The organism is Parasphingorhabdus sp. DH2-15 (assembly GCF_051668705.1).
GTDB lineage: Bacteria > Pseudomonadota > Alphaproteobacteria > Sphingomonadales > Sphingomonadaceae > Alterisphingorhabdus.
Genome location: NZ_CP196351.1, coordinates 2491900 through 2517422 on the forward strand (window position 1 = coordinate 2491900; position 25523 = coordinate 2517422).

The 25523-nt window shown below is 52.2% G+C and carries 30 protein-coding genes and 2 tRNA genes; 14 read left to right on the forward strand and 18 right to left on the reverse strand.

The features are described from left to right. Window positions 1–103 precede the first annotated feature (103 nt). The 3 genes from ACR9YC_RS11590 to ACR9YC_RS11600 are packed head-to-tail and all read left to right on the forward strand — an operon-like array spanning window position 104 to window position 1144. Window positions 104–514 (forward strand): hypothetical protein, encoded by a 411-nt coding sequence (locus tag ACR9YC_RS11590; RefSeq protein WP_438727808.1) that lies wholly within the window; start codon window positions 104–106, stop codon window positions 512–514. Next, window positions 511–882 (forward strand): type II toxin-antitoxin system RelE/ParE family toxin, encoded by a 372-nt coding sequence (locus ACR9YC_RS11595; protein ID WP_438727810.1) that lies wholly within the window; start codon window positions 511–513, stop codon window positions 880–882. Before ACR9YC_RS11590 ends, ACR9YC_RS11595 begins: the two co-directional genes overlap by 4 nt. Next, window positions 851–1144, forward strand: a complete 294-nt coding sequence (locus tag ACR9YC_RS11600; RefSeq protein ID WP_438727812.1) for an addiction module antidote protein — start codon at window positions 851–853, stop codon at window positions 1142–1144. Before ACR9YC_RS11595 ends, ACR9YC_RS11600 begins: the two co-directional genes overlap by 32 nt. Before the next feature lie 5 nt (window positions 1145–1149). On the opposite strand, the gene ACR9YC_RS11605 is transcribed toward ACR9YC_RS11600, so the two are convergent. Beyond that, complete coding sequence (locus ACR9YC_RS11605) at window positions 1150–1287, reverse strand: entericidin A/B family lipoprotein (RefSeq protein WP_438727814.1); 138 nt, start codon at window positions 1285–1287, stop codon at window positions 1150–1152. Between the two features lie 558 nt (window positions 1288–1845). Here ACR9YC_RS11605 and nrtS point away from each other — a divergent pair. Next, complete coding sequence (nrtS, locus tag ACR9YC_RS11610) at window positions 1846–2127, forward strand: nitrate/nitrite transporter NrtS (RefSeq protein ID WP_438727816.1); 282 nt, start codon at window positions 1846–1848, stop codon at window positions 2125–2127. A gap of 23 nt (window positions 2128–2150) precedes the next feature. Here nrtS and ACR9YC_RS11615 read toward each other — a convergent pair whose 3' ends face one another. The 7 genes from ACR9YC_RS11615 to ACR9YC_RS11645 all read right to left on the reverse strand — a co-directional run bounded on the left by ACR9YC_RS11615 (window position 2151) and on the right by ACR9YC_RS11645 (window position 12048). Beyond that, the gene (locus tag ACR9YC_RS11615; protein WP_438727818.1) at window positions 2151–2777 is read right to left on the reverse strand and encodes a redoxin domain-containing protein; all 627 of its coding nucleotides are present in this window, start codon (window positions 2775–2777) and stop codon (window positions 2151–2153) included. Window positions 2778–2812: 35 nt separating this feature from the next. After that, complete coding sequence (locus ACR9YC_RS11620; RefSeq protein WP_438727820.1) at window positions 2813–4966, reverse strand: protein-disulfide reductase DsbD family protein; 2154 nt, start codon at window positions 4964–4966, stop codon at window positions 2813–2815. Between the two features lie 199 nt (window positions 4967–5165). After that, window positions 5166–6119 carry a right-handed parallel beta-helix repeat-containing protein gene (locus ACR9YC_RS11625; RefSeq protein WP_438727822.1) on the reverse strand — a complete coding sequence of 318 codons (954 nt, stop codon included), beginning with the start codon at window positions 6117–6119 and terminating at the stop codon, window positions 5166–5168. Window positions 6120–6249: 130 nt separating this feature from the next. Further along, window positions 6250–8880 (reverse strand): methionine synthase, encoded by a 2631-nt coding sequence (gene metH / locus ACR9YC_RS11630; RefSeq protein ID WP_438727824.1) that lies wholly within the window; start codon window positions 8878–8880, stop codon window positions 6250–6252. 89 nt (window positions 8881–8969) lie between these two features. Beyond that, the gene (locus ACR9YC_RS11635; protein WP_438727826.1) at window positions 8970–10034 is read right to left on the reverse strand and encodes a homocysteine S-methyltransferase family protein; all 1065 of its coding nucleotides are present in this window, start codon (window positions 10032–10034) and stop codon (window positions 8970–8972) included. Further along, window positions 10031–10990, reverse strand: coding sequence for a methylenetetrahydrofolate reductase (gene metF / locus ACR9YC_RS11640; RefSeq protein ID WP_438727828.1), 960 nt, complete (start codon window positions 10988–10990; stop codon window positions 10031–10033). Before metF ends, ACR9YC_RS11635 begins: the two co-directional genes overlap by 4 nt. 20 nt (window positions 10991–11010) lie before the next feature. Next, a complete protein-coding gene (locus tag ACR9YC_RS11645; RefSeq protein WP_438727830.1) occupies window positions 11011–12048 on the reverse strand; it encodes an ArsR/SmtB family transcription factor in 1038 nt (345 codons plus the stop codon). A gap of 122 nt (window positions 12049–12170) precedes the next feature. Here ACR9YC_RS11645 and ACR9YC_RS11650 point away from each other — a divergent pair, with 122 nt between their 5' ends. Both ACR9YC_RS11650 and ACR9YC_RS11655 read left to right on the forward strand, forming a co-directional pair. Further along, complete coding sequence (locus tag ACR9YC_RS11650) at window positions 12171–12449, forward strand: hypothetical protein (RefSeq protein ID WP_438727832.1); 279 nt, start codon at window positions 12171–12173, stop codon at window positions 12447–12449. Next, window positions 12439–12669: a hypothetical protein gene (locus ACR9YC_RS11655; protein ID WP_438727834.1), complete on the forward strand. Its 231-nt coding sequence runs from the start codon at window positions 12439–12441 to the stop codon at window positions 12667–12669. The genes ACR9YC_RS11650 and ACR9YC_RS11655 overlap by 11 nt, the downstream gene beginning before the upstream one ends. Before the next feature lie 36 nt (window positions 12670–12705). Here ACR9YC_RS11655 and ACR9YC_RS11660 read toward each other — a convergent pair whose 3' ends face one another. From ACR9YC_RS11660 to ACR9YC_RS11680, 5 genes are all read right to left on the reverse strand, one after another. Then, window positions 12706–13809, reverse strand: coding sequence for a serine hydrolase (locus tag ACR9YC_RS11660; RefSeq protein WP_438727836.1), 1104 nt, complete (start codon window positions 13807–13809; stop codon window positions 12706–12708). Window positions 13810–13982: 173 nt separating this feature from the next. Then, window positions 13983–14435: a hypothetical protein gene (locus ACR9YC_RS11665; protein ID WP_438727838.1), complete on the reverse strand. Its 453-nt coding sequence runs from the start codon at window positions 14433–14435 to the stop codon at window positions 13983–13985. Between the two features lie 158 nt (window positions 14436–14593). Then, on the reverse strand, window positions 14594–15490 hold the full coding sequence (locus tag ACR9YC_RS11670; RefSeq protein ID WP_438727840.1) for an Hsp33 family molecular chaperone HslO: 897 nt from the start codon (window positions 15488–15490) through the stop codon (window positions 14594–14596). Between the two features lie 80 nt (window positions 15491–15570). After that, window positions 15571–16494 carry an ornithine carbamoyltransferase gene (gene argF / locus ACR9YC_RS11675; RefSeq protein WP_438727842.1) on the reverse strand — a complete coding sequence of 308 codons (924 nt, stop codon included), beginning with the start codon at window positions 16492–16494 and terminating at the stop codon, window positions 15571–15573. Window positions 16495–16498: 4 nt separating this feature from the next. Continuing rightward, the gene (locus ACR9YC_RS11680; RefSeq protein WP_438727844.1) at window positions 16499–17692 is read right to left on the reverse strand and encodes an aspartate aminotransferase family protein; all 1194 of its coding nucleotides are present in this window, start codon (window positions 17690–17692) and stop codon (window positions 16499–16501) included. Between the two features lie 189 nt (window positions 17693–17881). On the opposite strand from ACR9YC_RS11680, the gene ACR9YC_RS11685 reads away from it, so the two are divergent. The 4 genes from ACR9YC_RS11685 (at window position 17882) to ACR9YC_RS11700 (ending at window position 19365) form a co-directional block, all read left to right on the forward strand. Further along, a tRNA-Arg gene (locus ACR9YC_RS11685) sits at window positions 17882–17958 on the forward strand. 103 nt (window positions 17959–18061) lie between these two features. After that, window positions 18062–18138 (forward strand) — tRNA-Arg (locus tag ACR9YC_RS11690). Between the two features lie 223 nt (window positions 18139–18361). After that, window positions 18362–18910: a gamma carbonic anhydrase family protein gene (locus ACR9YC_RS11695; RefSeq protein ID WP_438727846.1), complete on the forward strand. Its 549-nt coding sequence runs from the start codon at window positions 18362–18364 to the stop codon at window positions 18908–18910. An 8-nt stretch (window positions 18911–18918) separates the two neighbouring features. Next, window positions 18919–19365, forward strand: a complete 447-nt coding sequence (locus tag ACR9YC_RS11700; protein ID WP_438727848.1) for a GNAT family N-acetyltransferase — start codon at window positions 18919–18921, stop codon at window positions 19363–19365. Here the strand turns inward: ACR9YC_RS11700 and ACR9YC_RS11705 are convergent. The 4 genes from ACR9YC_RS11705 to ACR9YC_RS11720 form a co-directional block, all read right to left on the reverse strand. Beyond that, entirely contained in the window at window positions 19356–19736 is a 381-nt protein-coding gene (locus tag ACR9YC_RS11705; RefSeq protein WP_438727850.1) for a hypothetical protein, read from the reverse strand. The two genes, ACR9YC_RS11700 and ACR9YC_RS11705, sit on opposite strands and share 10 nt — an antisense overlap. Window position 19737: 1 nt before the next feature. After that, window positions 19738–20382: a glutathione S-transferase family protein gene (locus ACR9YC_RS11710; protein ID WP_438727852.1), complete on the reverse strand. Its 645-nt coding sequence runs from the start codon at window positions 20380–20382 to the stop codon at window positions 19738–19740. Beyond that, the gene (locus ACR9YC_RS11715) at window positions 20379–20909 is read right to left on the reverse strand and encodes a nuclear transport factor 2 family protein (RefSeq protein WP_438727854.1); all 531 of its coding nucleotides are present in this window, start codon (window positions 20907–20909) and stop codon (window positions 20379–20381) included. The genes ACR9YC_RS11710 and ACR9YC_RS11715 overlap by 4 nt, the downstream gene beginning before the upstream one ends. A 72-nt stretch (window positions 20910–20981) precedes the next feature. Then, window positions 20982–21404, reverse strand: coding sequence for a nuclear transport factor 2 family protein (locus tag ACR9YC_RS11720; RefSeq protein ID WP_438727856.1), 423 nt, complete (start codon window positions 21402–21404; stop codon window positions 20982–20984). Between the two features lie 51 nt (window positions 21405–21455). On the opposite strand from ACR9YC_RS11720, the gene ACR9YC_RS11725 reads away from it, so the two are divergent. Further along, window positions 21456–21821: a hypothetical protein gene (locus tag ACR9YC_RS11725; RefSeq protein WP_438727858.1), complete on the forward strand. Its 366-nt coding sequence runs from the start codon at window positions 21456–21458 to the stop codon at window positions 21819–21821. On the opposite strand, the gene ACR9YC_RS11730 is transcribed toward ACR9YC_RS11725, so the two are convergent. Beyond that, entirely contained in the window at window positions 21818–22123 is a 306-nt protein-coding gene (locus tag ACR9YC_RS11730) for a DUF4345 family protein (RefSeq protein WP_438727860.1), read from the reverse strand. The two genes, ACR9YC_RS11725 and ACR9YC_RS11730, sit on opposite strands and share 4 nt — an antisense overlap. 97 nt (window positions 22124–22220) lie before the next feature. On the opposite strand from ACR9YC_RS11730, the gene ACR9YC_RS11735 reads away from it, so the two are divergent. The 3 genes from ACR9YC_RS11735 (at window position 22221) to ACR9YC_RS11745 (ending at window position 25206) form a co-directional block, all read left to right on the forward strand. Then, on the forward strand, window positions 22221–23009 hold the full coding sequence (locus ACR9YC_RS11735) for a helix-turn-helix domain-containing protein (protein ID WP_438727862.1): 789 nt from the start codon (window positions 22221–22223) through the stop codon (window positions 23007–23009). A 269-nt stretch (window positions 23010–23278) separates the two neighbouring features. Next, the gene (locus ACR9YC_RS11740; RefSeq protein WP_438727864.1) at window positions 23279–23770 is read left to right on the forward strand and encodes a hypothetical protein; all 492 of its coding nucleotides are present in this window, start codon (window positions 23279–23281) and stop codon (window positions 23768–23770) included. Window positions 23771–24207: 437 nt separating this feature from the next. Next, a complete protein-coding gene (locus ACR9YC_RS11745) occupies window positions 24208–25206 on the forward strand; it encodes an ArdC family protein (protein ID WP_438731812.1) in 999 nt (332 codons plus the stop codon). The last annotated feature ends 317 nt before the right edge of the window (window positions 25207–25523 follow it).

Consider the following 25523-nt stretch of genomic DNA (forward strand, 5'->3'; position numbering starts at 1 on the left):
AGCAGCTTATTTGAGATATTTACGTATTTTACGTAACTATAGTTGCTTAAAATATCAATCTATGTCATAGGGCCTTTGATTGGGTTGATAAAGGTTCACGGATATGGAAATTCAAGTTGATTTTGATGTTTTTAAAGCACTTACCGCGATGCGCCGCGCTGAAAATCACACATATAATGACGTGTTGCGCGAGCTGCTCGGCATTAGTATAAGTTGTTCTGAAAGCACTAAAAGCACTGAAAAAACCCCTAATCCTGAGGTTACGCATATCGATGGCTTACACTCACGCGGCCTGTTCTTACCGGAAGATACTCGGCTGAAAGCGGTATATAAAGGCAGAGAGTATTATGCGCGCGTAAAAGATGGAGCGATAATCAACAAAGCAGGAAAAACCTTTACCAGTCCATCTGGCGCTGCAAGCAGTATAACCGAAACTACAGTGAATGGATGGCGTTTTTGGCAAGCCAAAAGACCAAATGATGCAGATTGGTATAGGCTTGACCAATTGCCATGACCGACAACTTTGACACATCACCCATTGTCCTCTATAAAGGACAGGCCTATGAGGTTCAGGTCACTAATCTTTTTGAAGATTGGCTCGACAATTTACGTGATCGGGAATCCCGAAACCGTATTGCGGCCTATCTTCGCCGGCTTGGTAACGGAAATATGGGCAACGCAAAGTCAATAGGTGATGGCGTACATGAATTGCGATTGAAATTTGGCCCGGGCTATCGGGCTTATTTCATGAATCGTAACAATCGTCTGATATTATTGCTTTGTGGCGGAGATAAATCCAGCCAGAAGCGTGATATCGCTCTGGCCAAGGAGATGGCGAAAGACATTATTGATGACACAAAAGATCAAAACCAAGGTGTTTGACCCTGCCAAATATTTACAATCTGAAGAAGACATCATCACCTATCTTGACGAAGCGATGAAGGATAATGACCCTGCTTTTATTGCACGGGCGCTGGGCGATATTGCGCGTTCGGAAGGCATGACGGAAATTTCCAAGCGCACTGGGTTAGGTCGCCAAGCGCTTTATAAAGCCTTGTCCGAACAAGGCAATCCAACACTGGAAACTGTGACTGCGATTATCCAATCGCTCGGTTTGCGCCTTTCGGTGCAACGCGCCGCCTAACCACCCTATTTATTATCCTCTGCGGCATCGCCGATGGCGTCGCCGGCGGATTCTATGTCGCGGCCTACGCCTTCTATGGTGTTGCAGGCGGATAGCAGCAACAGGCTGATAAGTGCAGTGCCGATAGCGGGGATATGTCGCATGGGGATGTTCCTCTAATCTTAAATATGTATCTGTTTGTGCAATCAGCACAGCATATTTGCCATGCTAAGCGTGATTCGTTTGGCAGTGATACCATATGAATTTTGCGCGGCGCTGAACGATCAACATATGTGCGCATTTACGCAGATTATAATCTTGCAAAGACGCAGTGCAATATAGAAGAAAATAGGACAGAAATGTCTATTTTCATAACAATACATTACTTTACAATATATTACATAAACTTCTGTTTACGTTCATAAAATCATTGTTACATGCATGGCTATCGCACGGCCACCCCCAAAACCGGTCGTTCGCGACATGCTGCCATTTGGGCAGCAAAAAGGTCATACGCCGATGTGCCGCGGCCTTTTGAGAGACTTAGAACTGTTCCTCTGCAGGGCCCTTGGGTCGCACCAACCTGCGAGGAAAAGGCGGTGGTGTGCCGAAAGGCGCCGTACCGAGGTGCGCCATATCTTGGGGTATGGGCCATCGCCAACTTCTTTGCGCAGTCATTATCTTTACAGATATGGCCTGATTGAACGCTGGCATAGGTCAGCATGTTGATGCATAAAGACCCGATGCAAGACACCAATAGCCCCATGACATTCGGCCAATATTTGCGGTGCCGCGAAACGGTAAGCCGAGCGATAAAGGTGAGCGCCATTGTCGGCACGATATTGATCGCCATCAATCAAGGGGACGGGATTATCGCGGGCAGTTGGCCGCCCTTATGGAAAATCATCCTGACCTATTTGGTGCCCTATAGTGTCTCATCCTATTCAACAGCAGCATTGCTGCTCGACCAGCAAAGATCAGCAGGAAAGATACATCAGGTTTAAGGCTGAGGTTTTGGCTTTACGCCTTAGCTGGCATATTTGACGGAGCAGCCATAGGGTCGGCTGCGCTTCACCGAAACCGCTTTGCCTGCCGCAATCTCATTCAATGCCCCGGTCACATGGTTGCGCGCTTTTTTAATGTCATCCACCTTGGCAGAGGGGATGCTGTCAATGCCGCCCTGATAAACCAATATACCCTTGGCGTTGATGATATACATGTGCGGCGTAGTGCGCGCGGCATAAAGTTTGCCAACCTTACCCGTGCGATCGAACAGATAGTGGGACGAGCGCGCCTTTTGCTGGGCAACCAGTGTGCGGGCCTGTTTGGCGGTGATGTCGCCCTGCTTACCCTTGGCACCGGAATTGATGGTCAGCCAGACCACGCCCTGTTTGCGCGCTGCGGCCTGTGTGCGTTGCATATTGCCGCTGTCATAATGTTTCTGCACAAAGGGGCAGCCCGGATTATGCCATTCCAGAACGACCGTTTTGCCCCGAAACTGACTAAGCGAAACAGGTTTGCCATTGGCATCTGTCAGCGTAAAATTGGCCGCTTGCTGGCCCGTTTTCTGCGCGGCGACCAGTGGAACAGAAAAGCCGGTTGCGACAATGGCACTGGCCCCCAAGGCCAAGGCGACGGCAAATTTGCGGCTCATATTCTTATTCCTTTATCATTGCTTATCTGTCGCGGTCAGGACACCAGAGCGGTGAGCGTATCAACGGTAAGCACTTGCGGCAATATCTGTGGTTCGCCGCCCGGCGCATAATAGACATAAAGCGGCACACCAGAACGGCCATGTTCTTCCAGATAGCGGGTAATCTCTGCATCCTGTCGCGTCCAATCGCCTTTTAACACAGTCACATCAGCGGCGGCAAAGGCATCAGCAGTGGCTGTGCGTTGCAGGGCAGCGGCTTCATTGGCCTTACAGGTAATGCACCAATCGGCGGTGAAATAGGCAAACACTGGTTTGCCGTCACTGCGCAGGCTTGCCAATGTGTCATAGGAAAAGGGTTCACTGGCGAGGGTTTCGTTTGAAGATACCCCGGCACTGCCAGAGACTGCGCCGCCCAGTGGCAGCAACAACAGCGCCGCCAGAGCAGCCGCAAATGCCGGAGCAACGGGCAGCCAGCTGCGCACTGAACCGCCACGCTGGCGCGCGCCATACCACCAGAGGAACAGAGCAAAGCTGAGCGCCCCAGCCAATGCCAGCAGCAAGCCATCATTGCCGATTTGCTGACCCAAGAGCCAGATTAGCGCGAGCACTGAGAAGAACATAGGCACTGCCATAATCTTGCGGAATTTGTCCATCCACGCGCCGGGCTTTGGCATCATATTACGCAAAGCGGGGATAAAGCCGAGCAACAGGAACGGCAAAGCAAGACCAAGACCCAGACCGACAAAAATCAACAGGCCCGCAGCAGGCGGCAACAATATTGCCGCCCCCATTGCGCCTGCCATAAATGGCGCGCTGCACGGTGTCGCGACCAAAGCCGCCAAAGCACCTGTCCAAAAAGCACCTTGCGCGCCGCCCTTATTGGCAAGATCATTGCCGACAGAGACAGTGCCAAATTCAAACAATCCGGCAAGATTAAGCGCGATGCCGGTAAACAGAATGAGCAGCACGAAAATGATTCGTGGGTCTTGCAATTGAAAGCCCCAGCCTATTTCTGCGCCCAATGCCCTTAGGCCCAGCATGGCGCCGCCCAATAGCAGGCAGAAAAGAATGATGCCGGCGGTGTAGGCCAGCGCATCGCGGCGCGCTTCAGAGGCAGCGCCGCCCGCCTTAGCAAGGCTGATGGCTTTCAGGCTAAGTATCGGAAAGACACAAGGGAAGATGTTGAGCAACAACCCGCCAAGCACTGCGCCGCCAAAGGCAATGAAAAATATTGTCAGGCTGCTGCCCCCCAAAGCCAGATCAGCGCCGCCCTCACCGTTTCCCAATATGTCGCTGGCACCATCGGCAAAACCTGCAAATGCATCTTCACCGGCATCTTTGGCAGTCAGGCTTAACCCGCGATGCTCACCAATGCGCAACACGCCCTGCATCACGCCCTCACCCGCACCATAAGCGCCGGTTTCAATAATCAACACATCGCCACCGCGCATCAGTTTTTGCGGGGCGCTATAGTCGATAATACCATCAGTTTCGGAGAAGAAATAGGCATCTTCCAATTCCACTGAATCCGGCAATGGAATGGCGATACGGACAGTCTCACCACTGACTGAATATTGCGCCTCACTGCCCAAAGGCGCTGGCAGATTGCCGCGCCATGCATCGAACCGGCCTTTGCGCGCATCATCAATAGCGCCATCGCCAACGGTAAGGGTGAAATTCAGCGTCTGGGTTTCAGGAACACAAACTTCATCCGTACAGGCCAGCCATTCGGCCTTTACAGACAATGGTAGGACAGTTCCCGGCACCAAATCTTCGGATAATGTTACGGGCAATAGCAATGCATATTCGCCTTCATAAACATAGTTCATGATACCAGCGATAACCAATGTCTCCGGCACGGGGTAGCGCAGCTCTCCAACCGAAACGCCTTCAGGAAGCGTCCAGTCCAAAGTGGTTGGAATACCCGCATCACCCGGGTTAATCCAATAGCCATGCCATGTCGGCTTGGGCGTCATTAACAGAGCGAGATTGACCGTTTTACCAGCTTTGGGTGTGTCGCTTTCTGCCACAAACCGCGCATTGATATTAGGCTCTGCACCGCCAAAGCCACCAACTTGCGCAGTGGCCGAAGCGAAAGGTGCCATCGCCAGCATGGCGATCACCGCCCAAATAACAGCCTTTATCTGGCCAGAAAGAAGGCGAAATCTTGCAGTCGGGAAATCAATCATGAACAGCTATATAATCCATTGGTCCAGCGCTACAAAGCAGCAAAATGCCCAATATGGGAATATCATGCGCTTTGCTAGGCGATGCTTGCATCAAAAATTGCCGCAATATTAGCGGCATATATTCTGTCATTCAGACAAATGCAGCCTTTGGTTACACAGCCGTGTTGAAATCCAAGCCGAACATTGCGCCGGCAAACATTTAGCGTGTTTCGTATCGCTTCAATCGTGGATCGAGCGTATTGTTGCTGATATTGAGCCGATCAGGCGACCAATTGGCGACAAACACCGTGTTACGCTCTACATTGGGGGCGATACGCGCATCATTATTGGTGATGGTCAGGCCTTCAGAGGTCCATGTATCGCGCTCTGCCCGAACGGCGATCAAGGCACTGTAATTTTCTTTATTGCGCCCTTGCACGAAAACATTGCCAGCGATCAGGCCCGTCGCGCCATCGGGAAGGTCGATCATATAGTTGGTTGCTGTGCCTTTGGTGTCGTCAAAGCTGTTTTGCGTCAGCTCAACATTGGGCGCACGCGATTTGACATAATGGCCGCCAGTGCCTTTTTCAAAACGGCTGCGGGTTACCTTTAATGACGCCAATTTGTTGATATAGATGCTGTGCGCACACCCTTTTGCACCGCCGCAACGGCCAAGACCTGTAAATGTGCTTTTATCAATGGTCAGTGACGCAGTGGGGTCATTAGCGGTCAAAATACCCTGCTGCGAATTGCGGAACCAGCTATTGGTGACTGTCAAACTGCCGCGCTCTTGGCGGATGCCAGCACCGTTAAGATCAGTTACCGCCATATTCTCAAAGATCAGGCCATGCACCTCTGCCCCTTTGGCACGCATAACTATTGCGGCCTTGCCTTCACAAATACCACCATCAAATACCACGCTGCCGGGCTGCGCGGCCTGATAAATCACATAACCCGCCGTTTGCACGGCACATTCAGTATAGCGCCCCGGCCCGATGAGAATCGTCCCACGATCAGCACGAATCTTGTCTACTGCGGCTTGCAGGCTGCGGAATTGCTGACCGGTTTCCGCAATGGTAAATCCGCGCTGATCAGACTGTGCCTGCGTCGCCACGAAAGGCGTCACGGCAAGAGCTGTAATAGCAAGAAGCGAAGTAACAAATTTGGCACGCATGATAAAATTGCTCCAAGCAATGTATGAGAAATGATGGTAAGAATACCCCATCATGACGCGATAGACCAGCCCCAACAGCCTAGTGTGCCAATTGGGTGCAATATTAAGCGCTAATATTAAACCGTCAGGGTTAATCCAAATTCGGTCTTAGCCAGCGTTTTGCTGTCTCTAGCTCGACACCGCGCCGCGCCGCATAGTCGGTCAATTGGTCTTCACCTATACGGGCAACACCAAAATATTCTGACTGATCATGCCCAAAGTAAAAGCCGGAAACCGCCGCTGTCGGCAACATGGCGAAGCTCTCTGTGAGTGTGATGCCGGTATTATCTGTTGCCTTTAGCATGTCGAACAATGCCGGTTTTTGGCTGTGGTCGGGGCATGCAGGATAGCCAGGCGCTGGGCGAATACCGCGATATTGTTCCTTGATCAGCGCTTCATTGGTCAGCTGCTCATCGGGCGCATAGCCCCAAAGTTCACAGCGCACATGCTGGTGCAGCCGTTCGGCAAAGGCTTCGGCCAAACGATCAGCGAGCGCTTTTAGGAGTATATCCGAATAATCATCATGGTCCGCTTTAAACCGCGCCAGATGCTCCTCAATCCCATGGCCCGCAGTGACAGCAAAACCGCCAATCCAGTCCCCCGCCGGATCAATAAAGTCGGCCAGGCACATATTGGCGCGACCTTCCCGCTTGGCGATCTGCTGGCGCAAAAACGGCATGCGTACAGTGCCTTCGTCCGCATCAATCAGCACGTCATCGCCATCACGGTGGCACGGCCAAAGCGCCGCAACGCCCTTTGCGGTCAGCCATTTTTCGTCGATGATCCGGTCGAGCATCTTTTGCGCGTCATCAAACAGATTGCGTGCACTGGGGCCGACAACACTGTCCTGCAATATTGCTGGATAATTGCCCGCCAATTCCCAGCTGCGGAAAAATGGCGTCCAGTCGATAGTCTCGCGCAAATCGGCCAGATCCCAATCGTCAAAGACATGCAGGCCGGGTTGCTTTGGTGCAGATGCCTTACCAGACATATCAGCCGCAAAGCCATTGGCGCGCGCTTTTTCCAGCGGTACCAGCTCTGTTTTGCCGCGCCCTGCCCGTTTGGTGCGAACATCTTCATACTCAGCGGCAGTGCGCTCGACAAAGGCCTCTGCCTGTGTTTCGCTGACCAAGGTTGAGGCTACACCTACGGCGCGGCTGGCATCCAGCACATGCACAATCGGGCCATTATAGGCCGGCGATATTCGCAGCGCGGTATGCACTTTTGATGTCGTGGCGCCGCCAATGAGCAGCGGCATCGTCATATCAGCGCGCTGCATTTCCTCTGCAACCGTGACCATCTCATCAAGCGATGGCGTAATCAGGCCCGACAGGCCAATCATATCCGCATCATTCTCATTCGCGGCTTTCAAAATATCCTGCCACGGCACCATGACACCCAGATCAACAACCTCAAAGCCATTACATTGCAGCACGACGCCGACGATATTTTTGCCAATATCGTGCACATCACCCTTTACTGTGGCCATGATGATCTTGCCCTTGCCACGTGCGCCCTCTTCTTTTTCCGCCTCGATATAGGGGAAGAGATGGGCCACAGCTTTTTTCATCACGCGCGCAGATTTGACCACTTGCGGCAGGAACATTTTACCGGAGCCAAACAGATCACCCACGACATTCATGCCATCCATCAACGGGCCTTCAATCACTTCGATGGGGCGACCGTCACGCTGTTTCACCGCAAGACGCATTTCCTCTGTGTCATCGACAATATGGGCATCAATACCTTTGACCAGCGCATGCTCCAGACGTTTGGCCACATCATAGCCGCGCCATTCCGCCGCCGCTTTTTCCGCAACCGCATCCGTGCCGCGAAATTTCTCTGCCAGTGCGATCAATATCTCGGTCGCATCACCGCCAGACTTGGGTTCGCGGTCAAGCACCACATCTTCACAGGCATCGCGCAATTCCGGGTCAATATCGTCATAAATATCCAGCTGCCCTGCATTCACAATCGCCATATCCAGGCCAGCGGGAATAGCATGATAGAGGAACACGCTGTGCATGGCGCGGCGCACAGGCTCATTGCCGCGAAAGCTGAATGACAGGTTGGACAGTCCGCCGGAAAAATGCACATGCGGGCACCGCGCGCGGATTTCTGCAACAGCCTCAATAAAGTCCAGCCCATAGCGGCGATGCTCATCAATACCGGTGGCAACCGCAAAGACATTGGGGTCAAAAATAATATCTTCAGGCGGAAAGCCGATGCCGGTGAGCAGCTTATAAGCGCGGCAACAGATTTCTATCTTGCGCTCTTTGGTGTCGGCCTGTCCTGTTTCATCAAAGGCCATCACCACAACCGCAGCGCCATAGGCCATGCATTTGCGCGCATGGGCCAGAAATTCCGCCTCACCCTCTTTCATGCTGATCGAATTGACAATCGGCTTACCCGACACGCATTTCAATCCGGCTTCAATCACTGACCATTTGGAACTGTCGATCATCACCGGTACACGGGCAATATCTGGCTCAGCGGCAATCAGCTTCAAAAAGCGTGTCATAGCTGCTTCTGCGTCCAGCAGGCCTTCATCCATATTGACGTCAATAATCTGTGCGCCATTTTCAACCTGCTGACGAGCGACCTCAACTGCAGCATCATAATCATCATTCATGATCAGCTTTTTGAAACGCGCAGAGCCAGTGACATTGGTGCGCTCACCAATGTTGACAAATTGTGTGGAACTGTTTGGGGTTTGGCTCATGGCAACTTTTCTGTTCGTCATGCTGAAATATGGTCAGCTTGCATTCTGTTTTTCGGTTTTGTCCCTAGGCAATCGGGATAAAGGCATGATCACGCCGCCATGGTGAAAGGTTCCAAACCAGACAGACGGGTCTGCACAGGCAAGTCAGGGATCACCCGCGGCGCAGCATCTTTCACAGCCCTGGCGATCGCGGCAATATGGCTAGGGGTTGTGCCGCAGCACCCGCCAACAATATTGACCAGACCGCCCTCTAACCACTCACCAATCAATGCCGCCGTCTGTTCGGGCAATTCGTCATATTCACCCAAATCATTGGGCAGTCCTGCATTGGGATATGCCATCACCAAAGTATCGGACTGGCTGGCCAAAGCCGCCAGATGCGGGCGCAGCAAATCTGCACCAAAGGAGCAATTCAGCCCGATCGTCAAAGGTTTGACATGGCGTATAGCATGCCAAAAGGCCTCGACAGTGTGGCCAGACAAATTGCGCCCTGCCATATCGGTTATCGTCATGGAGATCATCAATGGCACATCACGGCCTGCGGTTTCAGCGGCCTGCTGCGCAGCCATGGCAGCCGATTTGGCGTTGAGCGTATCAAAAATTGTTTCAATGACGATAAAATCAACGCCACCTTCGATCAACGCATCGCATTGCTGACGATAGACAGCGACCATCTGGTCAAAATCAACTTCGCGAAAACCAGGGTCATTAACGTCGGGCGATAGCGACAATGTCTTGTTGGTCGGGCCAACTGCCCCTGCAACAAAGCGCCTCTTGCCATCTTGTGCGGTTTTGCGGTCACAGACGCGTCGTGCAAGACGCGCCGATTCCCGATTAATATCATCCACCAGATGTTCGGCATTATAATCGGCCTGGCTGATACTGTTGGCGCTAAATGTATTGGTTTCAATAATGTCGGCACCAGCATCCAGATAGTCGCTATGGATCTGTTCCAATATATCGGGCCGTGTCAGCGCCAATATGTCATTATTGCCTTTTTGGTCCGCCGTTACCTCTAACCCACCGCGATAATCCGCTTCTTGCAAATTGGCACTTTGTATTGCCGTGCCATAGCCGCCATCAAATATCATGATGCGCTTGGCGGTTTCTGCTTGCAGATATGCGCGTGCGCCCAGTGCTGCATCATTGCTCATTCCGCAGCCTCCGTCAGTGCCATTTTTTGGGCGCGAATGCCCAGCAAATGACAGATGGCAAAGCTAAGCTCCGCACGATTAAGTGTATAAAAATGGAAATGGCGCACGCCGCCCGCATACAGCCTGCGACACATTTCGGCAGCCACTGTAGCCGCAACCAGTTTTCGCGTCTCAGGGTGATCATCCAGCCCTTCAAACAGATCATCCATCCATTGCGGAATTTGCGCGCCGCACATGCCAGCAAATTTACGCGTCTGCGCAACATTAGAGACTGGCAATATGCCCGGCGTAATCTCGCCGGTTATGCCCGCTGCATCAGCGGCATCGCGAAAGCGGAAATAAGCATCGGGTGAGAAAAAGAATTGTGTAATGGCCCGTGTCGCACCGGCATCCAGCTTGCGCTTCAAATTGTCCAGATCGGTTTGTGGGCAGTTGGCGTCAGGATGCGTTTCAGGATACGCCGCCACCGAAATTTCAAACGGCGCAATCTCTTTGAGGCCCTTCACCAGATCAGCCGCACTGGCATAGCCTTCAGGGTGCGGTTCAAATGCTGCGCCTATTTTGGGCGGATCACCGCGCAGCGCAACGATATGGCGCACACCCGCTTCCCAATATTGCTCCGCCACTTCGCGGATCTCTGCCTTGCTGGCCTCTACACAGGTTAAATGCGCCGCTGCGGGCACATTGGTTTCCTTAATGATCCGCGCCACTGTTGCATGGGTGCGCTCACGCGTTGAACCACCTGCGCCATAGGTAACTGACACGAAACGCGGGTTCATTGGCGCCAAAGTGGTGAGACTGTCCCACAATGTCGCTTCCATCTTTTTAGATTTTGGCGGGAAAAACTCAAAAGAAATTTCTGCATCGCCTGCCAGCCCCGCAAATAGCGGCGTGTCCAAAGCCATGCGTGCTTCGTGCATTTCTTGCAGGGACAAATTTTTTGCAGACTGAGTCATAGCCATATTCCGGGCATATTTTACGCCTTTTGTTGCTTTTGGGGGGATGATTGTTTGTTGTGAGCACCAGATTGAGGAGATATTGTTCCAGCAATCGGTGATGATTGTAATTGGCCCAGCCATATTTTGATGGTCAATGGTTCGCCTTGCAGCGCCTTGCTGTCCACCAGTGTCATGCCGGCAGAGGCCATGGCATTATGGATTTGATGATCAGAAAAACCCAAGCGAACATGCGCATCGCGATCGCGCAATTCTTCCAGATTATGTGAAGCGAAATCGATAATCGCCAGCAATCCACCCGGCTTTAAAACACGCGCTGCCTCTAGCAAAACAGCCTCTGGCAGATCAGCAAAATGCAGAACCTGATGCATGATTACGCTGTCAAAGCGGTCATCAACCAAAGGCAGAGCATAAAAGTCACCTTGCACCAGATCAATATTATCCGGGCCCAAAGCATCCAGCTTTGCGCGGGCCAGTCGCAACATTTCAGGGCTATTATCAACCGCAGTCACATGTTGCGCTCGCTCGGCAAACAGCTCGACAATACGCCCTGTGCCGGTTCCAACATCCAAAAGCTGACCGATATCAGCGCTGGCCAAAACGTCGCGCAGCAACGCTTCCACCATTTCTTCTGGCTGGTGCAATGAGCGTATAGCGTCCCATTGTTCGGCATGGCTGGCAAAATATTCTGCGGCACGCTCTGCCCGCTGCGCCCTTATCGCGGCCAATTTGGCAAGATCAGCCTGTATCTGGCTTGCCAGAATATCATCAAGAAAATCACCATCTGCCAATAATTGCCGCAAAGCCTGTTCGCGTGATCGGGAAGGAGCATTTGCATTGCCGCTCAATGCCAGCCGCAAAAATACCCAGCTGCCTTCCTTGCGGCGTTCCGCAAGGCCAGCCTCAACCAATATGCGTGCATGGCGCGATACTCTTGGCTGGCTCTGCTCTAGCACCAGCGCCAATTCACCAACCGCCAAATCCATATGCTGCAGCAACAATATGATGCGCAGACGCGTCTCATCAGCAAGAGCACGGAAGGTGGTTAAAAGGTCCATGAAAAATCATATAAAGAAATCTTTATATCTGGTCAATGCAATTGCTTTGTCGTTTGCGCTGTTGCAGCCAAACACCATAAGCGATAATGCCGAAGGCAACAAAAAATCGAAAAGGATCGACCATGCGCATTTTGTACTCACTGTCCATTCCAGCTCTGGCACTGTCCGCTTGCGGCGGCAGCGATATCTCTGAGACAACAGCCTCTGAAACCAATGCTGAAGACACCATGCAGGCCGCAGAAGAAGGCGGCGCTATGCTTCCTGAAGGGGCAGGAGGTGCAATGGCGCCAAGTGCAGAAGGTTTGGAAGGCGGCGATGACTCTGATGCATCGGCAGTAGACAAATCTGTAGAGGATGCTTTGGCAGAGGCAGAGCGCGAAGCAGATGCCGTTGCTGAATAAACATACCCTACGTCATATCGGGCCTGTCTTTGTGTCGGCAAGCATATTCATGCTGCTTGCCGGCTGCAACTCTTCAACCGATAATGATGGGCCCGTAGGCGTTACGGCGGAAGAAGCACAAATGCTGGACGATGCAGCAGAAATGCTAGACGAACGGCAAGCCGATTTTGATAAGGCGCTTTCTCAACAGCCCGACGCAGAACCGACGGCTGAACAATAATAAGCCTTAGGCGTCTGCTTCAATATGCAAAAAATATCACTGTCCGTGATTATCGGCCACGGCGCGACTTACGTGCTGCATAAGGGTCATACGCTGTGGAATTGATGCAGTGGTATCACCCAACATCACAACAACCGCATAGCGCGTTCCATCTGGCGCAGTCATGATACCAATATCATTATAGCCAGTAGAAACCGGCGGCAGATCCTGCCCCGTCCCCGTTTTGTGGAGAAAACCCCAACCAGGAGGCACTCCGCCTTTCAGTCGGCGCGGCCCGCTGCGTGTGCGGCCCATCGTATCAAGAATAAGTTTGGTTGATTCAGGTGACAATAATTCACCGCGCGCCAGCCGCGTTAACGCCATAGCGATCGCTTCCGGGCTTGCGCCATCAATCGGGTCAGCAAGATAGGCATTCAAAGCAGCGCGCCGTTCTTCAATGGGCTGCTGTGCTCGCGCTGCCTGAAAAGCGCGGCCACTGGAAAGGTTTTGCCGCCAGCTTATGCCCGCAATCTGGCTTTGCAACAGTCTTTCCCCAGGGCCAAATCTGATGCGACCCAGATTATTGCGATCAATAAATCGCCGAACCGCACGCGGCCCGCCAGCGTGACGCAGCAAAGCATCATTGGCGCTGTTATCACTGCGCGTAATGGCCATATCCAGCAATGTACCAGCACTTTCAACTATGCCGCCCTCACGCCGCACGCGCGTAGCAAGCGGCTGGTGGAACAATGTCAAATCATCAGGACCAATCTGGATGGGGTCGTTCAGGCTGATCTCTCCACGATCGACCTTGTCAAGCAAAGTGAGTGCAACCCATAGCTTCGAAACGCTTTGCTGAGGGAAATATTGGTTGCCGCGATGAGACAGTGTCCAATCCCCATCAATACGCTGTACGGCTATGCCCGTCGTACCCGGAAATTCGCGCCAAAGCTCGAATAGGCGCGCCCGTAAGGCTGCGGGCGGTGTCGAAATGCGCTGTGGCGTGCTTTCCTTCGGCACGCTCTGCACCGTTTGGATGGTAGGAGGCGGCACCTGCGAGACTCTGGGCGGTGGAGCTTCTGGTGTAGAAGCGCATGATGCGAGCAGAGGAAGCAAAAGGGAGAGCGATAATAACCTGAAAGACGCGATGCGAGAGACCATAACAGATCAAAATCCTGCCAAATGAGTGAATATATTCTGCGCTAAGAAAGGGTATAGGCTAACGGTTGATAACCCGCATGTTAGAAAATTGCGGTGAACGATTCTGCACTTACGATAAGCCGCCTTACACAAGGGTTTTCGGATAATTGATAGACGTTATTGCGACGCCATAATCATGATGACGAACATGCGCCAACATGGCGGGCCTCTGCCGAAAATTGAAATGGTGAATTTTCATACAAACCCTGAGAAGTGATCTGCATCAAATTGCTGCCTTCCATAATGATATTGGTATAGCCATGCCCTTTTGCACCGCATTGATAATAGACATAGGCATGGGTCGCATCCTGTCGCAGCACATCGCGCCGGCATAATGGCCCAGCATGGCGCAATTGCAGCAACTGTTTCGGGTCACGGACACAGACTTTATCAACGAGTTCGCCGCTACGGCGGTCTTTTACTTCCCACAAGCCCGTCTTGAGATTTGAAAGCCAAGGAATGTCATCCAGCACCAAAGCCGAGGCAGGCGCTGCGATACTCATCACAGACAAGCCGATCAAGAAAGAGGCAAGCAATGCCAAATAGGGCGCTGGCTTACCAAAAATTACTGGTCTGGTCTTAGACAATGAAAATTCCTTTTTGTTACAACAGAGTATAACAGGGCTATTCTGAACAGAAGGTGATTATCACCTCATTGCGAGACAATATTATTACGCAGCGATTGCGGCAATAATATGTTGAGCATGGTCAATTGCACTCGGCCACATCATAGCATCTATATGCGTTACAGCCCGTCTATGGCAAAGGCACGCGAGCAAAATGCGCAATCGACAACAATATCGCCCGCTTCATTGCGCATATCCGCACGTTCCTCCTCAGAAAAACGCTGCAATATCACCTGATAGCGCTCCTTAGTGCAGCGACAGCCGCGCGACACGGGTTTGCCGGAATCCACCCGGACATTTTCCTCATGATATAGCCGCCAGACAATATCTTCCATCATAAGCTCTTGATCCAGCAGCTCTGCATAGGTCAGGCTGTCAGCCAAAATGGCAATATGCTCCCAATCGGGATCATCTAGTTTGATGTGAAGTCGTTCGCGCCCTTCTTCTCCTTCAGGCAAGTGCTGAAGCAACAGGCCGCCACTGGCGACTGTATTGGCATCGCACCGCACCGCCAATTTGATACGGGTAGGAATCTGCTCGGATTGCTGAAAATAATATTCGCATGCACTGGCCAATGACGCCCCTTCCAAGGGTACAATACCCTGATAACGCTCATTCTCGCCTGTTTCCGGCACGAACCGATCAAAAGTAATAGCCAGATAGCCTTCGCCAAATATCTGTGACAAAGATGCATTGGGGCCCAAGGCAGCCGCCAGTTCAGCGTCAAATTTCGCATGTCCGCGCAGTTCGCCATTTTTATAATCGGCGACCAGCAGCTCAATCGCACCATTTTTTGCCTGTGCCTGCATGGTAAGCTGGCCAGTGTCCGATTTCATCAAAGAGCCAAGCAATGCCGCCAAAGTCACAGCTTCTGCCAACACATGTTTGACCGGCAATGGATAATCATGCGCTTGCAATATTTCATCGAGCACAGGCGCCATGCGCAAAACACGGCCACGGCCGCCACGATCCGGCAAGGTGAACCAAAGGGGCTTATCAAAGCTATTATCTGTCATGCGCAGCCATATAGCGATTGCTTTACAGAATTACAGGGTAATCGGGTTGCCGCACAAAACAACCCAACGCTCAGGCAGGTTCAGATCTGACCAAAAACCCAGCGCAATACAGATTTTTGCGCATGAATGCGGTTCTCTGCTTCATCCCACACGGCAGATGCTTTGCTATCAATAACGGCATCGGTCACCTCTTCGCCGCGATGCGCGGGCAAACAGTGCAGAAACAATGCATCATCTTTGGCATGAGCCATTAACGCTTCATTGACCTGATACGGCGCCATCGCCGCCAATTTGGCCTTGCTGTCCGCCTGACCCATAGATACCCAGGTATCTGTAACCACGACATCCGCACCCTGCACTGCTTCCACTGCATCATGCGTCAGCCTAATGGTCGCGCCCTTGCTGCGCGCCGCATCACAAAAACCCTGATCCGGCTCATAACCCGGCGGCACCCCGATACGCACATCCGATTTGAACAAACCAGCAGCCTCAACAATGGAGTTCAGCACATTATTGCCATCGCCCAGCCACGCAATCTGCAATCCGGGCAAAGCCTTGCCATGTTCAATAATGGTCAATAGATCAGCAACAATCTGGCATGGATGCGACAAGTCTGTCAGGCCATTGATAACCGGCACATCGGCATGGTTGGACATGGTTTGCGCTTTTTCATGGTCGTCCGTGCGCAGCATGATCGCATCTGCCATGCGTGACAATACTCTTGCCGTATCAGCAATAGTTTCGCCGCGCCCCAATTGGGTGTTGGAAGAGTCCAGCACAATGGCAGAACCACCCAATTGCCGCATCGCCATATCGAATGATACGCGCGTACGTGTCGAGCTTTTCTCAAAAACCATGGCCAGAACATGATCGGCCAGCGGACTATCCTCATCAACTTTGCCTTTGGGCCAATCCTTGCGCGCCTTTTTCCGATCAAGTGCATCCGCCAGCATGGCCGCAATCGCATCCGCGTCGGCATCTGCTAGATTTAGAAAATGCCGCATAGGATCAACTCGCAGAGGCTGGCTGATAACTGCGCGCCCCAGCAGACAGTTTTTCGATAAATTCATCAATATGCGACTGGTCAATAATCAATGGCGGCAGCAGACGCACCACATTATCGGCTGCGGCAACGGTAAGCAGCCCATGATTGTCCCGCAAATGCGCAACAAAGGGCCGGCTTTCGACTTTCATTTTCAACCCCAACATTAGCCCGACACCGCGCACATGATCAAACAGTTCACCATGATTGGGAATAAGCTGGTTCATCGCCGCCGTCAGCCGCTCACCCATGGTTCGCACATGCTCCAGAAATTCTGGATTATCGACCACGTCCAGCACGGCCTCACCGGCCGCCATAGCCAATGGGCCACCGCCATAAGTGCTGCCATGGCTGCCAAAGGTCATGCCGCGCGCCGCTTTCTCACTTGCCAGACATGCGCCGACAGGAAAGCCGCCGCCCAGTCCTTTTGCGCTCGCCATAATATCCGGCGTCACGCCATAATGTTCATAAGCATAAAGATGCCCAGTACGCGCCATGCCGCATTGCACTTCGTCAAAGACCAGCATCATGTCTTTCTCATCACATAATGCACGCAGACCTTGCAGAAACTCTTTATCTGCCGGGCGAATACCGCCCTCACCCTGTATCGGCTCAATCAAAAAGCCAGCCGTGTCCGGGCCAACAGCCGCTGCCGCTGCTTCCAGGTCATTGAAATTGACATAGCGAAAGCCGTCCAGCATGGGGTGAAAACCCGTGTGCATTTTGGTCTGGCTGGACGCGCTGATCGTTGCCAAAGTGCGGCCGTGAAACGCATAATCAAAGGTGATCAGCACCCGCTTTTGCGCATCGCCATTATCATGCTGATGATATGCACGCGCCGTTTTGATCGCACATTCTACTGCTTCTGCGCCGGAATTGGTGAAAAACACCGTATCGGCGAAAGTGCTGTCAACCAGCCGCTGCGCCAATGCCTCACCCTGTGGGCTGCCATACATGTTGGAAACATGCATGAGCGTTGCAGCCTGTTCCTGTATCGCCTTGGTCAAATGCGGATGATTGTGTCCCAGCAAATTGACTGCGATGCCGCTGGCAAAGTCGAGATAACGCTCCCCGCGCTCACCAATAAGATGACAGCCCTCACCTTTAACCGGTCGCACATCACAACGCGGATAAACAGGCATTAACGGCGTGATTGTCATAACAACTCCTAAAGCTGGGGTGGCATATTCCTATAAGAAATAAATAAGGCGGCTCCACCCGGCCGCCTGTATTGAATGCCAATATAATGCCGATGCTGGCAAAGGGTCAACTCTTGTTCTGCCCAATAAGGCAGACGCACTTTCCCGCTAGCATCCGCCATGCGCATCTGCTAGGCGATGCCGAAATAGGCACCCGTAGCTCAGCTGGATAGAGCGCTGCCCTCCGAAGGCGGATGTCAAGCATTTTGAAAGTTAGTTGGGGTGCAGAAAAAGAAGTTTAATATCAGGGATTTATCTGAAATCTAATTTTGGATAAAAACTTGAAGAAAATCGCTAGGTATCACATAGGTATCGCCGTGCGATCAGTACGGTCCCTTAGCTCAGCTGGATAGAGCGCCGCCCTCCGAAGGCGGAGGCCAGAGGTTCGAATCCTCTAGGGACCGCCATATTTTTCAACGACTTACAGAATTTTTGGCTCTAGGTATCACCAAATGTGATACCTTGGTGATACCTAGAAATTGCTCCGCCAAATTTAGGACAGCCGGATGAATTTCGATCAGTACAGTTCGATGCCGCAATTTACATACTGCGTTTTTTGTCCCTAGCAGCTCGTTTTTGAAAGCGATTTCTTCTCCAACAATTATCCTTACTCCATAAAAGGGGAGCGAAATGGGGCATATCGGTTCAGGAGTCTCACATGACAAAGCATGTTTCATTCATGAAACGGCTCTTCTGTATGGTCGGATCACGCTTGGTGAAAACGTGTCGGTGTTTCCGCACACCGTGATGCGCGCTGAGACGCACGAAATTCAAATTAACGCGCGAACAAACATCCAGGATTTCGTGATGGTTCATGTTGGTGATTTCACGACGACTCATGTGGGCGAAGACTGTTCGATTACCCATCGTGCAACACTGCATGGTTGCGAGATTAGAGATCGGTGCCTTATCGGTATCGGTGCAACCATAATGGACGGGGCAAAGATAGGCGAGAACTCCATTGTTGCTGGCCATGCTTTCGTTCAACAGGGCGAGACATTTTCTGCAAACTCAATCATTGCAGGCATCCCTGCGAAGAAGATCGGTGAGCGCGACAATTCCGGTCGCACTCTGCTCAATGCACGGGTCTACGAAATGATCGCTGCCAATTATGCGAATGGTATAGATCGGCTGAGCGACGAGCAGCTTGCGACGATCCTCTCTCAAGTAAGTCAGTGATTGGTGGCATGAAAAACTGTCTTGAGATCAAACCTTTGAAGAAGGCTGATCGAGACGCCTGGTCGGCGCTATGGACCCGTTACTTGGAGTTCTATGAAACGACGGTTTCTACCGCCATTTATGAGACCACGTTTCAACGGCTTCTGTCGTCCGAACCCTACGATCCGAACGGGTTCATAGCCTGGCAAAATGGCGAGGCTGTCGGTCTCGTTCACTATCTCTATCATCGCCATTGCTGGCGTGAGGAGAATGTCTGCTATCTGCAAGACCTTTTTGTCGGCGCAGATATACGCGGCTCTGGTGTTGGCCGCGCACTAATCAAACGCGTCTATCTTGAGGCGGATGAAGCGGGATATCCAACTGTCTATTGGACAACCGCAGAAGATAATACAGTTGCGCGTCAGCTCTATGATCGGATTGCTAAGAAGACTCCGTTCATCAAATATCAGCGTTGATGCACCTCAGATAGACGCCAGGATAGAGCCATAACAGTAAGGCCAGGTCCAATCACAGCAAGTACATTGAATCCCATAATCACATCCATGGGCAGCCCTCGCGCAACCTCAATCTGAATATGGAAGAGAGCATGCAAAAAAGGCCACACTGAACCGGCAATGGCGACGGGTCGGTTATGGCGGACCGCACCATAGACCACCGCGCCGCCGCTCGCGGCAAATGCAATGCCAACATCCCGGATAAAATGGAGATTGAAGGGCCCCATCATGCTGAGGCCCGGCACGGTGTCGTAGAAGAAATGCGGCGCAAAGAACGCGACCGGCCCCGTTAGCAAGTGTGCAAAGCCAAGTGCGATCAACAAAGCCCGCATCTTAATTACTCCCCTGCATCGCACGTGACAGGTACTCGGTCATGGCACCAAACACAGTCTTGATGCTGTTGCGGCTCGCAGCGGCCTCTTCCCAGGCTTTGAGACTGTAAAGCTCAGATGATGGTCCAACGCCAAGAAAGCGCGCAAAGAAAACGACGCCGTAGAGCGCTATGTCAGCATAAGAGAATTGACAGGCGAGCACGCGCTGATCACCGATTTGGGCATTCATTCTGGTGAAATGCTGCGCTAAATCTCCCAGCCCGTTTGCAACGCCTTCATCTGTAAAATCACCGCGTCGGTGCGGCATGACCCTTTGCACCCATTCAAACAGAATTTCATCGGCTTCGAGTTCTAACCGGCGGGCCAGCGCCCGCTCCGAGACGGTATCTGGCCAGAGTGACGGCTCGGGCATCTTGTCCTCAAGATACTCAAAGATCACCGTGGAATCGAACAGCTCCAACCCGTCATCGATCAGGACCGGAACCTGTTGTTTTGGGTTGATGCGCAAAACCTCGGCATGGCGCGGATTATAAAAGTTCGTGAGGTTGAACGGGACATGTTCGATCTCGGCATCAATGTCTTTTTCGATCAGAGCAACCTGCACTTTTGCACCGAACATGCTGAGTGGGCCGGTAAGGAGCTTCATGAACAATCTCCTCCTGACAGCATGGGGTCTGCGTGCAACCGCATCGTTTCTGTGTCGATGAATGTATGTTTCGCTGCGACCTCGCCATCTTCGAACAGAATGAGATCAATCGCAGGAATGCTGTAATCTGATGTTCTCGGCGCGAAGCATGTTTCGCCTATTTTGAAGGGTCTGTCAGGACCTGTGGTGATTTCGTACTCGACGACAACAAAGTCGGAGCCCGTTTTGACAAGCGTCTTCCGCGAGGCGTAATCCGGGTTGTCCGCCAGCAATGTCTTAAAGGCTTCCTCGATAGCGGCCCGCCCGACAATGGTTGTGGCCCCAGCGACGTGTAAAACGAATTGACTATCATCTGAATGGTAGCTGGCGATCCGTGCGGCGTCACGACTGCTCCAAGCCTCGCCATACGCGGCGGTTAAGGCTGCTACGTCTTGTGACTCCCCCCGTTGCTCCGATGTCTCTTGCTGGCAACCCACGAGCAAAATTGAAAGGACGGTGCCACCGATCAGCTTGATTATGTTTTGCATCGGTTCCTCCAGAATATCTGCTCTGACTATGAAGGACAGATGGAACCGAGCGCTTTCAAGAACCTGTCGTTATCACAGTGTGGACAGCACACGCAGCCATTGGCGGGGACTTTTCAAGGTCGCTTTTATGATTGGTGCAGGATCAAAATAGGCGATGCGTTTCGAGACCAAACCATCAAGAAACCAGAATTTGTCGATGATAGGAACCGCGATCATCCGGCCACCGATCCGCGCTTTAAGTGTCCAGTCGATATACAGATGTAAGTCATCTGATATGGCGTGGGCATGAACAGTACCGCACACGCCGGGAAATCGTTTTAGGATCTTCGCAAATGCTCTTCGGGCTTCTGCTTTGCCGACGAGTTCGCGCGATAAAGGCTGAACGAGCACTACTTCGTCTCTGAGCGGCACCATCAAGCTATCGAGCGTTGGATTGGCCCAGGCGGCAGCAAAAATCTCAGGGAAGGTCTCAGGCGGTGTGTTTTTGAAAGTCATAACTGCCCGCGCAGTGTTATTTTGTGTGGAAATGAAAGTGAGGTGTTTGCCATGGAAACTTTGACAAAAATTGCTTGGGGAGCACTTGCTCTTGTCCATGTCTTGCCGGCCCTGGTTCTCTTCAAACCATCCCTCACAGACCAATTATATGGGCTCTCTCCAACCGGCGATGTCGGTTTGTTGATCGTCCACCGCGGCGCGCTGTTTCTTGCTGTTATCGTAGCTTGTTTCATCGCGATCGCCGACCCGTCTGTTCGACGCGCCATATCAGGCATTGTCACGATTAGCGTTGTAGGCTTTTTATTTGTATACGTTAGGGGCGCTATGCCGGAAGGGGCGCTGCGTACAATCGCCATTGCGGATTGCATCGCTTTAGCACCGCTCGCCTTTGTCACTCTTCAAGCCTGGAAGCGCTAGCTGGTCATGGCGAGGAAGAACAGGCCAGCGCCGACAGTTTCAATGCCGAGATATAAGGCCGGGAAACGTCCAATCTTGCGATCAATCAAACTGGAAGCGATACGCCCCATAGCCATCCCCGCAAGCGCGAGACCGACAGCGAGGCAAACGCCAGCTCGCAGCTCAGTTTGCATAAGCGCGAGCCCTAAAGCCAAAGCGATGGTCAAACCGAAACCGCCATATACAGCTCGGACTTCATTGCGTCCGTCTATATCGAGTTCAGGAATCCCGAATTGTGCCGTCACTCTATGTGGTACTATCATGGAGCCCAACCCCATGATTAAAAATAGAATAATACCGAGAACAAGAATATATTCAGCCATGATTGATACCTCCAATTTGATACAAGAAGTTTAACCCGTGACCATTTCACCTCGCTTTCAAAAACCTCTTACTGCTTCGATTGAAGAGAGGTTCACGGTTCCCAGAATTATCGTAGACCAGACGCGAACGGCTTATGTTGGACCAGGCTTGAAACTAGAGCCCCATAAAATGGCTGTCGCCACGCTTGTTATTGGTCTCGCTGAGACGTTTGAACTCGATTGCTTCGACGACCGAGCGGATCTCTCCACAATCAGCCGCATCGGCTTAATCCCCCCTGATACGCTTCATCATCTGAAAACATCTGGGCCAATGCTATTTCTTTATCTCGATCCATCAGGGGATGATTATGAAGGGCTCGACCTTCACGAAATAGCGCATCGAACGGCAGAGAAAGTGGATGCGATCGCCTCCATTTTGGATGGAGAGTTATCAGCTTCGGGAGATACCTTTCATGAGGTTTGCACGCTCATGGGTATTGATGTGCACAGAGCTGTCGACCCTCGGATCGCTCGCGCACAGCAAGCCATCGATGACCATGCAGACGAAATCGTGTCCATTGAACAGGCCGCGAGCGTTGCAGGGCTTTCTGTGTCTCGCTTCCAGCATGTCTTCCGAGACTCTCTCGGCACGACCTTTCGGCGCTATCGCATTTGGAGGCGCATGCGTCTGGTCGCGCTCGCTCTGGCAGACGGCAGTAACCTTACTGATGCAGCGTATGCCGCAGGTTTCTCTAGTTCGGCCCACCTCAGCGCAGCCTTCAAATCCATGTTTGGTATTGCACCGTCGCTCTTGGTTGAGACCAATGCTGATTTCATCATTGTTTGAATCGATAAGCGAAGTGGTTATTCAGTTTTAGCATTGCTTTCTCTGGTGCCCTCAGGTTCTTCCAATTTCGGGCAGGTCCGATGATTCTGTCTGAGATAACTTACTTTTCTCGCCGAGGTACGGCAAACAGCATAACCTGACAGGACTCATCAAGACGTTTTTGAAAGCGATCCTTCGTCCGCTCGTTTAGTTTGACATGTATCCGTTGAACACTGGCCGGACGACCATTTCCAACTGCTGTCTTCGTCTGCGGACGTGGTGCTTTCATCGTGAAGACGCTCAAACCCGCGTCGTTCTCATGTTTGCTATGTCGGTCGCGCGGAGAGTTTTTAAAAGATTATCCAGATATGTCACCCAATCCATTCAAGCATTTTCTATCACCGCAGAGCCTCCTTGCCGTTGACACAGCACCTTCCCATAGATTTGACGATTTGGCTGACCGGCATCCAGACCTTGAAGTTTTCATCTGGGACGAACAAAAGTCCGATACAGAAAATTTTGAAACGTTGGTTCAATCAGCAATAGCTGGAGAACGTAATCGACTGCTTGTGGGCGGTTGTAGTGTCGATCAATCTTGTCTTGTAATTTCGCTCTTGGCGCTCGGTCGCGGTTTTGACGTCTATGTTTGCGGCGACCTGATTGATGGCTCAAAAGACGAAGTGTTTTTGCTGATAGAACGTCTGCGCCAACAAGGGGCCATGATCGTTTCCAAGAAGCAGGTTCTTGCCGAGTTCTCTGCAAATCCATCTAACATGGCGTAGTTACCACTTACTTTTGATGATACCTTGGGCTATCGTAGCTGCTCGATGCGATCCGGGCTCTACTCGGCAAGCCCGCTTGCCTCCCCAAGCCCCTTAAGCGGGTCTTGGCCATACGGTAACGATCCTTCCCTCGGCGGTGCCTCGGCTTACGCAAATCCATTTCGTTTGAGTTTAGCGGACGCGCTAACGCGCGGCGTTGATTTGTTTCCCCAGGCGGTCGGGTGTGGGCGTCAACCGAGCTGGCATAGGACGGCGCATGCGCAAGCATTTTGGGTTTTTATCCGTCTAAGTTTTCAAAAGCCTCCTACCAAATTGCTTGCCCACCGGCAGCCTTCGGCTGCCTTGCACCTATTGCCTTATGCCTGCGCGGTCTTCCTGCCGCCCACCCCCTCCCGCCGGGGGAATGTGTGGAAGGGGGGCAGAACAGGACACGAGACATGGCAACCAAAACCGCAACCCAAGAGCCAAGAGGTAAGCGCAGCAAGAAACCCCGCCGCGATCTTTACCAAGGCGTCACAGACACAATAATAGCCCAACTTGAAGCGGGAGCCGTGCCGTGGGTGCAGCCTTGGGGACGCGATCACATTGCCACACCAATGGGACTCCCCACAAATGCAGCGACAGGAAACCGCTATTCAGGGATCAATATTTTGCTCTTGTGGGGAGCCGCCATTGAAACCGCGCGCACTACCCAGCACTGGCTTACTTTCAAGCAAGCCTTGAACCTTGGCGGAGCCGTCAGAAAAGGCGAGCGAGGCAAAACCATTTGTTACGCCGATAGCTTCATTCCCAAAGCCGAAGCCGAGAAAGCGCGCGAGAGCGGAGACGACCCGCAGCGCGTAGGATTCCTCAAACGCTACACAGTCTTTAATGCCGACCAATGCGAGGGCTTGCCCGTTGAACTCTATAAAGATGTTCAGCCATTGCCCGACTATGAAACCATCCCGCGCGCCGAAGCCCTGATAAAAGCCACGGGCGCAGATTTTCGCATAGGCGGCGACCGCGCATTTTTCGTGCCCAGCGAAGACTATATTCAAGTCCCGCCACAACCCGCATTCCGTGACCAAATCAATTATTATCGCACCTGCTTTCACGAGCTTGGCCACTGGACAGGCCACCAAACCCGCCTTGACCGGAACCTGGCCACCAACAAAGACACAAAAGACTATGCGCGTGAAGAACTTGTCGCAGAAATGGCCAGCGCCTTTGTCTGCGCAGCGAAGAACATAGAACCAACAGTCAGACACACCGACTATATTGCAAGCTGGCTGCAAGTCCTGAAAGACGACAAGCGCGCCATTTTCAAAGCCGCGTCCCTTGCCAGCAAAGCCGCCGATTTTATTCTGGCGTTTGAGACAGATGCCACCCCCGAAGCCCGAGCCTTGGAGTTGCGACATGAGCAAACTCACGAAAGTCCAAACGCGATTGCACAATGATGCCTTAGCCCGATTGGGCAAAATGTCAGTGAGACATGCATAGACCATACATCCACAACACAAATTCAACACAACCAATCTATGATTCAATTGGAACAATTTGACCCGAAAGCCCGGCTGTCTGTCCTGGCTTCAATTCGGAGCAATCGCGAAAACAGGCGTGACCTTGGCGGACGCATTACCCTCAAAGCCTCCGTTTAGGCGTACATACCCACATGCTGTGAGGCCATTCTATCTCCAAAGGATGTGGGGCGCAGGGAAGGACGCCAATTTCCCGTCAGACACCCCAAAGCCCTAAACAGGTCGCATTCAGCCCC

Excerpts from the sequence above, each read along its gene's own strand:
- ACR9YC_RS11590 (WP_438727808.1), top strand. The coding sequence starts at position 104 with ATGGAAATTCAAGTTGATTTTGATGTTTTTAAAGCACTTACCGCGATG.
- ACR9YC_RS11595 (WP_438727810.1), top strand. The coding sequence starts at position 511 with ATGACCGACAACTTTGACACATCACCCATTGTCCTCTATAAAGGACAG.
- ACR9YC_RS11600 (WP_438727812.1), top strand. The coding sequence starts at position 851 with ATGACACAAAAGATCAAAACCAAGGTGTTTGACCCTGCCAAATATTTA.
- ACR9YC_RS11605 (WP_438727814.1), bottom strand. The coding sequence starts at position 1,287 with ATGCGACATATCCCCGCTATCGGCACTGCACTTATCAGCCTGTTGCTG.
- nrtS (WP_438727816.1), top strand. The coding sequence starts at position 1,846 with ATGTTGATGCATAAAGACCCGATGCAAGACACCAATAGCCCCATGACA.
- ACR9YC_RS11615 (WP_438727818.1), bottom strand. The coding sequence starts at position 2,777 with ATGAGCCGCAAATTTGCCGTCGCCTTGGCCTTGGGGGCCAGTGCCATT.
- ACR9YC_RS11620 (WP_438727820.1), bottom strand. The coding sequence starts at position 4,966 with ATGATTGATTTCCCGACTGCAAGATTTCGCCTTCTTTCTGGCCAGATA.
- ACR9YC_RS11625 (WP_438727822.1), bottom strand. The coding sequence starts at position 6,119 with ATGCGTGCCAAATTTGTTACTTCGCTTCTTGCTATTACAGCTCTTGCC.
- metH (WP_438727824.1), bottom strand. The coding sequence starts at position 8,880 with ATGAGCCAAACCCCAAACAGTTCCACACAATTTGTCAACATTGGTGAG.
- ACR9YC_RS11635 (WP_438727826.1), bottom strand. The coding sequence starts at position 10,034 with ATGAGCAATGATGCAGCACTGGGCGCACGCGCATATCTGCAAGCAGAA.
- metF (WP_438727828.1), bottom strand. The coding sequence starts at position 10,990 with ATGACTCAGTCTGCAAAAAATTTGTCCCTGCAAGAAATGCACGAAGCA.
- ACR9YC_RS11645 (WP_438727830.1), bottom strand. The coding sequence starts at position 12,048 with ATGGACCTTTTAACCACCTTCCGTGCTCTTGCTGATGAGACGCGTCTG.
- ACR9YC_RS11650 (WP_438727832.1), top strand. The coding sequence starts at position 12,171 with ATGCGCATTTTGTACTCACTGTCCATTCCAGCTCTGGCACTGTCCGCT.
- ACR9YC_RS11660 (WP_438727836.1), bottom strand. The coding sequence starts at position 13,809 with ATGGTCTCTCGCATCGCGTCTTTCAGGTTATTATCGCTCTCCCTTTTG.
- ACR9YC_RS11670 (WP_438727840.1), bottom strand. The coding sequence starts at position 15,490 with ATGACAGATAATAGCTTTGATAAGCCCCTTTGGTTCACCTTGCCGGAT.
- argF (WP_438727842.1), bottom strand. The coding sequence starts at position 16,494 with ATGCGGCATTTTCTAAATCTAGCAGATGCCGACGCGGATGCGATTGCG.
- ACR9YC_RS11680 (WP_438727844.1), bottom strand. The coding sequence starts at position 17,692 with ATGACAATCACGCCGTTAATGCCTGTTTATCCGCGTTGTGATGTGCGA.
- ACR9YC_RS11695 (WP_438727846.1), top strand. The coding sequence starts at position 18,362 with ATGGGGCATATCGGTTCAGGAGTCTCACATGACAAAGCATGTTTCATT.
- ACR9YC_RS11700 (WP_438727848.1), top strand. The coding sequence starts at position 18,919 with ATGAAAAACTGTCTTGAGATCAAACCTTTGAAGAAGGCTGATCGAGAC.
- ACR9YC_RS11705 (WP_438727850.1), bottom strand. The coding sequence starts at position 19,736 with ATGCGGGCTTTGTTGATCGCACTTGGCTTTGCACACTTGCTAACGGGG.
- ACR9YC_RS11710 (WP_438727852.1), bottom strand. The coding sequence starts at position 20,382 with ATGAAGCTCCTTACCGGCCCACTCAGCATGTTCGGTGCAAAAGTGCAG.
- ACR9YC_RS11715 (WP_438727854.1), bottom strand. The coding sequence starts at position 20,909 with ATGCAAAACATAATCAAGCTGATCGGTGGCACCGTCCTTTCAATTTTG.
- ACR9YC_RS11720 (WP_438727856.1), bottom strand. The coding sequence starts at position 21,404 with ATGACTTTCAAAAACACACCGCCTGAGACCTTCCCTGAGATTTTTGCT.
- ACR9YC_RS11725 (WP_438727858.1), top strand. The coding sequence starts at position 21,456 with ATGGAAACTTTGACAAAAATTGCTTGGGGAGCACTTGCTCTTGTCCAT.
- ACR9YC_RS11730 (WP_438727860.1), bottom strand. The coding sequence starts at position 22,123 with ATGATAGTACCACATAGAGTGACGGCACAATTCGGGATTCCTGAACTC.
- ACR9YC_RS11745 (WP_438731812.1), top strand. The coding sequence starts at position 24,208 with ATGGCAACCAAAACCGCAACCCAAGAGCCAAGAGGTAAGCGCAGCAAG.